This is a genomic window from Peptostreptococcus sp. (genome assembly GCF_977045075.1).
Map to the genome: position 1 here is coordinate 1 of NZ_CDRRTB010000065.1, position 10,257 is coordinate 10,257.

The following is a 10,257-nucleotide window of genomic DNA, read 5'->3' on the forward strand; positions in this document are numbered from 1 at the left end:
AAATAATATTTGCTAATATGATTTTTGAAACTGCATGACATATGAATGCTCTAATGTAAGTAAAACAAAAAAAGTAAATTAACATAACAGTATAAAGAGGGGGCATTTGAACACAGTGATGATGAACCCTCTTTAATTTTTGATTTATATGTGTGGCTTAGATAGTGAATATTTTTATAGTTGAGAGAATTTAAAATATTTAGGAGGGAAGTTAAATGAGGTTTTTGGAAATATTTAACAGAAGAGAAGGAAAAGGTATGAATAGGATTATAAGAGGAGGTCTGCATAAAAATAAGCTATATATGGGTGTATCAGCCTTACTACTAGGCTGCATGCTTATGACTAGCCCCCTAGTTGCTATGGCAGAAATAGATCCAGATTTCCCAGATGAAACAAACAGCATAGACGATGTTGATATTCAAAATAAAAAGCAGACTATTGTTGAAGGGACTCAAATAACCCCTATCAAGATAGTACCAACCAATACAGGAGAATGGACAAAGGTAGATGAGAGGGAATTAGGACTTATGGGTCTAAGATACGATATGAGCACATACCTTATCACTGGCAAGTATAATCTTAGAGAGCCTTGGGGTAAGGATGAAGAGGTAAAAAAAGTATTTGAAACAATCAAGGTAATACGTCATGATAGTAGGGTGGAAAATAGACGACTAGTGTTCATAGTTCAGAGGGATACAGATAGGGATGGTATACCTGATATTAATGATACAGACGATGATAATGATGGCTATACAGATGTCGAGGAGAAGGCAAAGGGGTCAGATCCAAAAAATGCCAAGTCAATACCAGCCACACCAATAATTCCTGCACAAGTCCAGCCAGTGAGACCAAGTACTGGTAGGATAAATGATAAAGACAGGGTAGGAACTGCAATTAATATTTCTAAGAAGTATTATAATAAGGCTAATACAGTAATTGTAGTTAGACATGACCTATTCCCAGATTCTATGACAGCTTCCGTACTGGCTAAGCTAAAGGATGCTCCTATACTACTAAATCCAACAGATAAGCTTGATAACAGGGTTAGTGAAGAAATAAAAAGACTGGGTGTAGAAGAAGTAATTATAGTAGGTGGTCATGATTCTATATCAGAAGGTGTTAGAGAAGAACTTAAGGCCTTTGATACAGATAAGTATGTAGAGAGGCTATCAGGACCAGATAGGTATGGGACATCTGAAATGGTAGCTAGAAGAGTTGTAGCTATGACAGGTAAGAAATATATAGCAGTAGTGGCTTCTGGTCAGGTATTCCCGGATGCCCTATCAGTTGGTACATTTGCCTCTAGAGAATCATATCCTATATTATTAGTCAAGAAAGATCTAATACCAGAACGTATTGAGAGAGCTATAAACGATTTAGATATAAATAGGACTTATATAGCAGGTGGAACTAATACTATTTCGAAGGAAACAGAAGCCAAGCTTCCAGGTGTGCTTGAAAGAATGGCAGGGAACACTAGGTATGAGACATCAGTTGCTATAGCCAAGTCCAAGTTTAAGGATAGCAAGGAGGCCTTTGTAGCTTCAGGGGAAGAGTTTGCTGATGCCTTGGTTATATCTCCAATATCTGGTAAGTATAATAAACCAACATTGTTGGTATCAAGGAATATGAGTATTAACTCAGTAGTTAAAAAATATATAAAGGAAGCTAAACTAATGGGTATAACGGCTATAGGTGGAGAAAAATATGTTCCAAATAGCACAATCAATGACTTGGCTAGGTAAAAATTAAATATAAGCAATGTATTAAACGAATTGAGACTCCTCAGGTATTATCTTGAGGAGTTTTTTTAAAATAAGTGAATAAAATAATGTCTTATATTAAATTTTAAATAAATATATTTAAAATATTTTATCTATATATTATTTTAAGATTGACTAATAAGCCTTAGGTTTGTATAATTTAATAAAAGGAAATGGTTTATCTTAATCCTTAAATAGAAGCAAGCTAGAAAAAAGAGGACCTATATAATCCATAAAAGAAAACCAATAGTTGGATATATAAATCTCAAATTGTGGGGTCAAAAAAAGGAAAAGGAGTTTAAAATATGAATAGAATATTGAAAAGGTCGATAGGAATTACGACCGCTACACTGATGGTCCTGGGCATATTTGCCAATACGGCCAGTGTACTTGCAGAGGAATATACTGCACAAAATTCGCTGACTAGTTTAATTCAAGTGGGGCCAGGAGGGACTTCTACCTATGTTTCTCCGGAAAAGGTGGTTAGGGATACCTACTGGGCAGATTTGGAAGAAGGAACTATCGAAGAAAAAATAAAGGTTCCAGGTGTACCATCGCCAGCCACATCTCCCTTAGCTACGGGGTCTTCATTTGGGAGTGCTAGTGAAGACACTTATAGGTATGCAAAATATTATGGTGTATTTCCTAAATATGTATTGAGGCCAAGTGAATCGGGTCTTAAGGACTTAAATGTATTGAATAGGGGATATAATAGTGATGTTTATTTACCAAGTACTGGTATTACAGAGAGTCCACTAGGAATACAGATTATAAACAAGGATGAATTCTATCAATTCGGATATTTAGCTGGACCAGATTATTTGTCTAGTGAATATAATGGTAAAAGATCAAATGATCCAGTTTTAGACATGTATAATCCATATAAATTTAAAGAAGCCGACCTACTAAGTCAGGATGAAATAAATGATCCTACAAGGCTAACAGTCTTTGGTGATCTTAGGGAAAAGGACTCTATAGACTCAAGTAAGATAGGAGAATATAGGGTTGGTGACCAGATAAAGCTAGACTTTTCAATGAACGCTTCATGGTTTAAGAGATATATTATGGGTTATGCTCTTAGCCTAACTAGAGGTTCTTACCAGTATAGGGTAGAAAGATTTTATAATAAAGCCTTGGGTAAATTTGATTCGCAGCTAGTGTATACAATTGACATACCAAGAGAAGTAGACCTAATAAATCCTTCTGCAAGTTTAAGAGGTCTTGATAATTTTAAAGTCGAAACAGATATAAAGAACGATTCTGGAACCAAAAAACTAGTAGTAAGCCTTAAGTTAAATGATGATAAGGTTAATAAGGAAGAACTTTGGAAAGAGATGATTGAGAAAATAAAAAAGATTGATACAAGTGATGTCAAGATATCAATCTCAGGTCTATATGTAAATCCAAATGCTCAAGCAGATAGCATTATTAGACTAAGAGGAACTCTTGGAGGATATTTTGAGTGGGCAAATTCAATTATTGCCGGTGTACCATCGCCAGCAGGAGAACCTACTGTTACGGGAGGATATACTTCTGATTCTGATATAAATGCAGAATACTATAGATATTTATCACAGCAAAAAATCTTTGAACGTAGATATTTGTACTTTGTTGGAAAACAAAGTTCATACGGAAGGGATAAGGGGGCTCCTGCAGACAAACCAAACCTGATATCTTACAGCTTTAAAGTTAAGAAGGAAGTAAATAATCCAACTCCAGGCAGGATAGATGGTAAGGATAGGATAGAGACAGCTATAAATATATCAAAGAAAAACTACGACAAGGCTAAGACTGTAATAGTAGTTAGGCATGACCTATTCCCAGACTCAATGACAGCCTCAGTATTGGCCAAGCTAAAGGATGCACCAATCCTACTTAACCCAACTGACAAGTTAGATTCAAGAGTTGGTGACGAAATCAAGAGACTAGGTGCTCAAGAGGTAATTATAGTTGGTGGCCAGGACTCTGTATCTGAGAAGGTAAGAGAAGACCTAAAGGCCTATGATGCCGATAAGAATGTTGAAAGAATAGCAGGAGCTGACAGGTATGGAACTTCTGAAATGGTAGCTAAGAGAGTGGTCGGAATTACTGGTAAGAAGAATACTGGTGTAGTAGCTTCAGGCCAGGTATTCCCAGATGCCCTATCAGTAGGAACATTTGCTTCAAGAGATGGTTATCCAATACTTTTAGTTAAGAAGGATTCAGTACCAAGCCAGGTTGCAAATGCTATGAAGGATCTAGAAATCAATAAGACTTATATAGCAGGTGGTTTAAACACAATATCTAAGTCAACAGAAGCCAAGCTTCCAGGTGTGCTTGAAAGAATGGCAGGTCCGACTAGGTATGAAACTTCAGTAGCTATAGCCAAGTCTAAGTTTGGTGCAAGTAAGGAAGCCTATATTGCATCAGGTGAAGAGTTTGCGGACGCCTTGGTTATATCGCCAATATCAGGTAAGTTTAATAGACCTACTTTATTGGTATCAAGGAATAAGAATATCAATTCACCGGTTAAGACTTATATAAGAAATGCCGGCTTTACAAGTATTACAGCTATAGGTGGAGAAAGATTTGTTCCATATAGCGTTTTGGAATACCTAGTGAAGTAATATAAGACAAAATAATATAATTTATTTGCATACTAACAGATTACCAAGTATTCTACTATTTACAAATAATATATTCTAATCTCAAGTTAAAAGGGGGTTCATGAGAGGTTTAGCCTATGAATCCTCTTTTAATTTTTACCATTAAAATTCATTTATTTTGAAAAATTAATTTAAAGACCTAATAGTACATTACATAAAAAGTAAAATAAAGAAAACTATTAAAAATAAGTTGTTAAAGTTGATTAATAGTATATGATTCTGGGAATAGATATGAAGGTATACTTAAGATTAAAAAAGAAGATTAAATAATATTAAGAGAGTCTAAAAACACTATATATTTAACTTTTTTATAGGTAATTTAATCTTTTGAAAAAATGTAGAAAGTAAGGAGTATAGCATTTATGAAAAGAATTATTAAGAAATCTATATGCATAACAAGTGCATTAATACTAATGGCCGGTGCATTTGCTAATATGGGAGGGGTCTTTGCAGACGAAACTGTAGAAAATGCAGAGACTTATGACGAATATACTGTCCTACCAAGCCTGATTGACATCGCCAGTGATGAAAATGGTATTACCTATTTTTCTCCGGAAAAAGTCATAAAAAATACATATTGGGCTGACCTAGAGGAAGGAAAGGTTAAGGGAACATATTTGAAGCATGATTTAAGGTATGATGGAATTGTACATATAGAAGAAGAAACAGTACATACGGGTGTATTTCCTAAGTATCTTCTAAAGCCAGGAGAAACTGCACTTCAAGATTCAAGGCAACAATATAACAAACGTATATCGAATTTTAGACGTATTACTAGCACAGGTATTACAAAGGAAAATTATGATTTAGAGACAAGATATTTTGCCAGATTTCATCGTTTAGGATACCTAGTTAGCCATGATGTCGATATTGAAGGGTCATCATATTCAGATAAAGGAATTAAGGCTACTGACCCAGTACCTGCAAGAGAAAATCCACTTGGTATTAAGGAGTCAGAGGTACTGAGACAAGATGAGATAGACGATTCAACAAAGTTAACCATTTATGGTGATATTAAGGAAAGTGGAGATACCGATTCAAATAAGATAAAAGATCATAAGGTTGGAGATGAATTAAAGCTAGACTTCTCAATAAATGCATCTTGGTTTAAGCGCTATATGATGGGAGATGCCCTACAAATGACTAGGGGAGACCTGTCAGATGAAAAAATAAAAGATATTATTGATAATACAGATGGAATGTTCGACTCACAGATAGTGTATACGATAGATATACCAAAAGAGGTTGATGTAAGAACTCCTTCTGCAAGTCTTACAGGTCTTAATGATTTTGACACAAAGGCCGAAGTAAAGGATGAAGCAGGCAAGAAAAAGCTAGTGGTTACACTTAGATTAAAGGCAGACAAGCAGGCAAAAAAAGAGCCTTGGAAGAATATAGTGGAAAAACTTAGAAAGCTTGATGTTAATGATATAAAGGTATCTTTATCGGGTCTATACGTTAATTCTAATGCGAGGCCTGGAACCAATGTTACACTACGTGGTACAGTTGGTGGATATTTTGAGTATATGCGTACGAAATTAGATAATGATGATGCTATAGAGACATTGGAAGATAAAAATGGTGTATATGGAATGAGACCTGATGTAAATATTCCAAATTATACTTACCTATACTTTGTAGCAAAGCAAAGTGATGATGGAAGGGACCAGGCAGCACCAGCAGATAAGCAAAACCTGATTTCTTATACATTTAAGCTAGATGATAAGAAAACTAACCCTCCAGTTGACCCTAAAAAGCCGGTCGATCCTAAGACTCCAGATAGCCCTAAAAAACCAGATTCAGGTAGAATAGATGGTAAGGACAGGATAGAGACAGCTATAAATATATCAAAGAAAAACTACGACAAGGCTAAGAGTGTCATAGTGGTTAGACATGACCTATTCCCAGACTCAATGACAGCATCAGTATTGGCCAAGCTAAAGGATGCACCAATCCTACTTAACCCAACTGACAAGTTAGACTCAAGAGTTGGGGATGAAATAAAGAGACTAGGTGCTGAGGAAATAATCATAGTTGGTGGTCAGAACTCTGTATCTGAAAGAGTAAGAGAAGAACTGAAGTCATATGATGCTGACAAGAATGTTGAAAGAATAGCAGGAGCTGACAGGTATGGAACTTCTGAAATGGTAGCTAAGAGAGTAGTTGGAATTACTGGTAAGAAGAACACAGGAGTAGTAGCTTCAGGCCAGGTATTCCCAGATGCCCTATCAGTAGGAACATTTGCTTCGAGAGAGGGATATCCAATACTTCTAGTTAAGAAGGATTCAGTACCAAGCCAGATTCAAAATGCTATAAAAGACCTTGATATCAACAAGACTTATATAGCAGGTGGTTTAAATACAATATCTAAGTCAACAGAAGCCAAGCTTCCGAATGTAGTAGAAAGAATGGCTGGTAGCACTAGGTACGAAACTTCAGTAGCTATAGCCAAGTCTAAGTTTGGTGCAAGCAAGGAAGCCTATATAGCATCAGGTGAGGAGTTTGCGGATGCCTTGGTTATATCGCCAATATCAGGTAAGTTTAATAGACCTACCCTATTGGTATCAAGGAATAAGAATAGCAATTCACCAGTTAAGACTTATATAAGAAATGCGGGCTTTACAAGTATTACTGCTATAGGTGGAGAAAGATTTGTTCCATATAGTGTTTTGGAAGACCTAGTGAAGTAATATAAGACAAAATAATATAACTTATTTGCATACTAACAGATTACCAAGTATTCTACTATTTACAAATAATATATTCTAATCTCAAATTAAAAGGGGGTTCATGAGAGGTTTATCCTATGAATCCTCTTTTAATTTTTACCATTATTTTGATGCTAATACACACTAAAAATAAATAAATATTTTAGATGTTTAAATATTCTTTAACGGGGTAGATAAGTAATAATGTTTACTATGTACAGAATAATAGCTGTTTATAGTTGCAATGAGTATTTTCAATATAATAAAAAGAGGGGAGATTAAATTTTTATGAAAAAATTTGCTAAAAAATCTATGGCTATAACAATAGCTACATTAATGATGCTAGGCGGGATAGCTAATACCGTTAATGTATTTGCAAGTACAGTAGGTGTATTTACAAATACATCAAACGATTTTGCATTTGATATTACTGAAGGTACAGTATTATCAAGCTTATATAATACAGATGAGTATGATACTAAGACTCCTGAAGAGGTAATTAGTGATACATATTGGGCAAATTTAGAAAAGGGATATATATATGGAAAGTATAGAAAAATTCAAAAAGATACAAGAGAGATGGTTGGATTAGCAGAAGGTCAACAGGAAGGTTCAGAGGTATTAAATACCATAGCAGAGGATCTTATAGGATATGATGCTGAGGGGGTATTTCCCCAATATCTATTAAAGCCTAATGAGACGGCATTAAAGAATCTACCTATAGACTTTAATAAAATAGGAGAACCAAAAAATGTATTGAGTACAGGAATTTCACCTTCAAGTCAAGGGGTTATGGATTCTGCGATACCAAAGATTTTCGATTTAGGATATCTTCTTGGAGAAAGTGTTAATATAGATTGGTCAGAATTCTATGGTAAGAATGCAAGTGATCCTATATATGAAAAAAATAACCCTTTTAAATTTAAAGAAGCTGATCTTCTAAGTCAGGATGAGATAAAAAATCCTAAAAAATTAGCTGTATTTGCTGACATAAAAAAGACAGGTGACTCAGATTCAAGTGCTATTGGGACTTTCGAACAGGAAGAGGAATTGAAGCTTGAATTCTTAGTAAAGGGAGACTGGATAAAACGTTTCATAATGGGATATACATTATATAGTACGAGGTATTATATTCCTGAAGAAATAAATAAAGATATATATAATAGAATGTATGGCATGATCGACTCTCAGCTTGTATACACTATAGATATACCAAATGAAGTGGAGGTTAAAAATCCATCAGCAAAAATAGCTGGTCTTGATGGCTTTAAGGTCACTACTGATATAAAAGATGAATCTGGCAAGAAGAAGCTAGTAGTAAGCTTAAGGCTAGATGAAAGTATACAGGGTAAAAAACTAAAGTGGAGTGAGACTATTGAAAAAATAAAGAAGCTAGACACAAGTAACCCAGTTTTATCTATTTCAGGTTTGTATGTGAAGTCAATAGTGAATCCAGATACTAAGGTTACCCTAAATGCTAGCATTGCCGGATATGTTGATTGGGCTACAAAGGGGCTTGATCAGGCTTCATATTATAGGGGAAATGAGCCGGCAGGAGTGGAAGAACATAGAAATGAGTTAAAAAGACAGGGCATGTACCTAGAGCCAATTTATGATGATGAAGATCCTATGAAATTGGAATATTTAAATACATACGAGGCCTACAACCGTACATACCTATACTTTGTAGGAAAGCAGAGTGATGCTGGAAGAGACCAGGCTGCACCAGCAGACAAGCCAAACCTAATTTCATATACCTTCAAGGTAAAGAAAAAGGAGAATAAGCCAGTAGAGCCTAGGAAGTCTGATAATACTAATACTGGCAGGATAGATGGTAAGGACAGGATAGAGACAGCTATAAATATATCAAGGAAAAACTACGACAGGGCTAAGACTGCCATAGTAGTTAGGCATGACCTATTCCCAGACTCAATGACAGCATCAGTATTGGCCAAGTTAAAGGATGCACCAATCCTGCTTAACCCAACTGACAAGTTAGACTCAAGAGTTGGGGATGAAATAAAGAGACTAGGTGCTGAGGAAGTAATCATTGTCGGTGGCCAGAACTCTGTATCTGAGAAGGTAAGAGAAGACCTAAAGGTCTATGATGCTGACAAGAATGTTGAAAGAATAGCAGGAGCTGACAGGTATGGAACTTCTGAAATGGTAGCTAAGAGAGTAGTTGGTATAACTGGTAAGAAAAATTCTGGTGTAGTAGCTTCAGGCCAGGTATTTCCAGATGCCCTATCAGTAGGAACTTTCGCTTCAAGAGAGGGATATCCAATACTTCTAGTTAAGAAGGATTCAGTACCAAGCCAGATTCAAAATGCTATAAGAGACCTAGAAATCAACAAGACTTATATAGCAGGTGGTTTAAACACAATATCTAAGTCAACAGAGGCCAAGCTTCCGAATGTAGTAGAAAGAATGGCAGGTGCAACTAGGTACGAAACTTCAGTAGCTATAGCCAAGTCTAAGTTTGGTGCAAGTAAGGAAGCCTATATAGCATCAGGTGAGGAGTTTGCGGATGCCTTGGTTATATCGCCAATATCAGGTAAGTTTAATAGACCTACCCTATTGGTATCAAGGAATAAGAAAGTTAATAGTCCTGTTAAGGCCTATATAAGAAATGCAGGCTTTACAAGTATTACAGCTATAGGTGGAGAAAGATTTGTGCCATATAGCGTTTTGGAAGACCTAGTTAAGTAAAATATGAGGACTTATTTAGTGAGCTTTGATAGAGTTTAAAAAAATAAGTGATATCCTATCAAAATTAAAACTTTAATAAATGAAAAAAAGGAAAGTCTAAGGGTACTTTAGCTCGAGGATTTTCCTTTTTTAGTTAATAATATATTGTAAATTTAGGGTTTAATATATTTTTTTTGGGGTAGAAAAAGAAGAGTAGATTAACAGATTTACTATCTAACATGATGGGAGCCTTTAAAAGAACTTAAGGGATTTTTTCATGTAAATTAAATACCTACCTAAGAAGAAGGTAGACATTTTTTATTTTAAAACTTGAAAAATATAAAGGAGTAGTTATTTTATGAAATTATTGGCTAGAAAAACTATGGCTGTTACCACGGCTACACTAATGATGCTAAGTGTGTTTGCCAATACGGCAAATGTATTTGGACTTGA

General features: G+C 35.3%; 4 protein-coding genes. All 4 read left to right on the forward strand.

All coding sequences use genetic code 11. The features are described 5' to 3' along the window. Nucleotides 1–215: 215 nt before the first annotated feature. The 4 genes from ACW6OJ_RS06035 to ACW6OJ_RS06050 all read left to right on the forward strand — a co-directional run bounded on the left by ACW6OJ_RS06035 (nt 216) and on the right by ACW6OJ_RS06050 (nt 9,825). Nucleotides 216–1,745, forward strand: coding sequence for a cell wall-binding repeat-containing protein (locus ACW6OJ_RS06035; RefSeq protein WP_456096032.1), 1,530 nt, complete (start codon nt 216–218; stop codon nt 1,743–1,745). Between the two features lie 323 nt (nt 1,746–2,068). Continuing rightward, nucleotides 2,069–4,369, forward strand: coding sequence for a cell wall-binding repeat-containing protein (locus ACW6OJ_RS06040; protein WP_456096033.1), 2,301 nt, complete (start codon nt 2,069–2,071; stop codon nt 4,367–4,369). Between the two features lie 401 nt (nt 4,370–4,770). Then, nucleotides 4,771–7,098: a cell wall-binding repeat-containing protein gene (locus ACW6OJ_RS06045; RefSeq protein WP_456096034.1), complete on the forward strand. Its 2,328-nt coding sequence runs from the start codon at nt 4,771–4,773 to the stop codon at nt 7,096–7,098. A gap of 306 nt (nt 7,099–7,404) precedes the next feature. Continuing rightward, the gene (locus ACW6OJ_RS06050) at nt 7,405–9,825 is read left to right on the forward strand and encodes a cell wall-binding repeat-containing protein (RefSeq protein ID WP_456096035.1); all 2,421 of its coding nucleotides are present in this window, start codon (nt 7,405–7,407) and stop codon (nt 9,823–9,825) included. The last annotated feature ends 432 nt before the right edge of the window (nt 9,826–10,257 follow it).

What these genes read in the sequence shown, in the direction of transcription:
- ACW6OJ_RS06035 (WP_456096032.1), top strand. Translation starts at nt 216, where the DNA reads ATGAGGTTTTTGGAAATATTTAACAGAAGAGAAGGAAAAGGTATGAAT.
- ACW6OJ_RS06040 (WP_456096033.1), top strand. Translation starts at nt 2,069, where the DNA reads ATGAATAGAATATTGAAAAGGTCGATAGGAATTACGACCGCTACACTG.
- ACW6OJ_RS06045 (WP_456096034.1), top strand. Translation starts at nt 4,771, where the DNA reads ATGAAAAGAATTATTAAGAAATCTATATGCATAACAAGTGCATTAATA.
- ACW6OJ_RS06050 (WP_456096035.1), top strand. Translation starts at nt 7,405, where the DNA reads ATGAAAAAATTTGCTAAAAAATCTATGGCTATAACAATAGCTACATTA.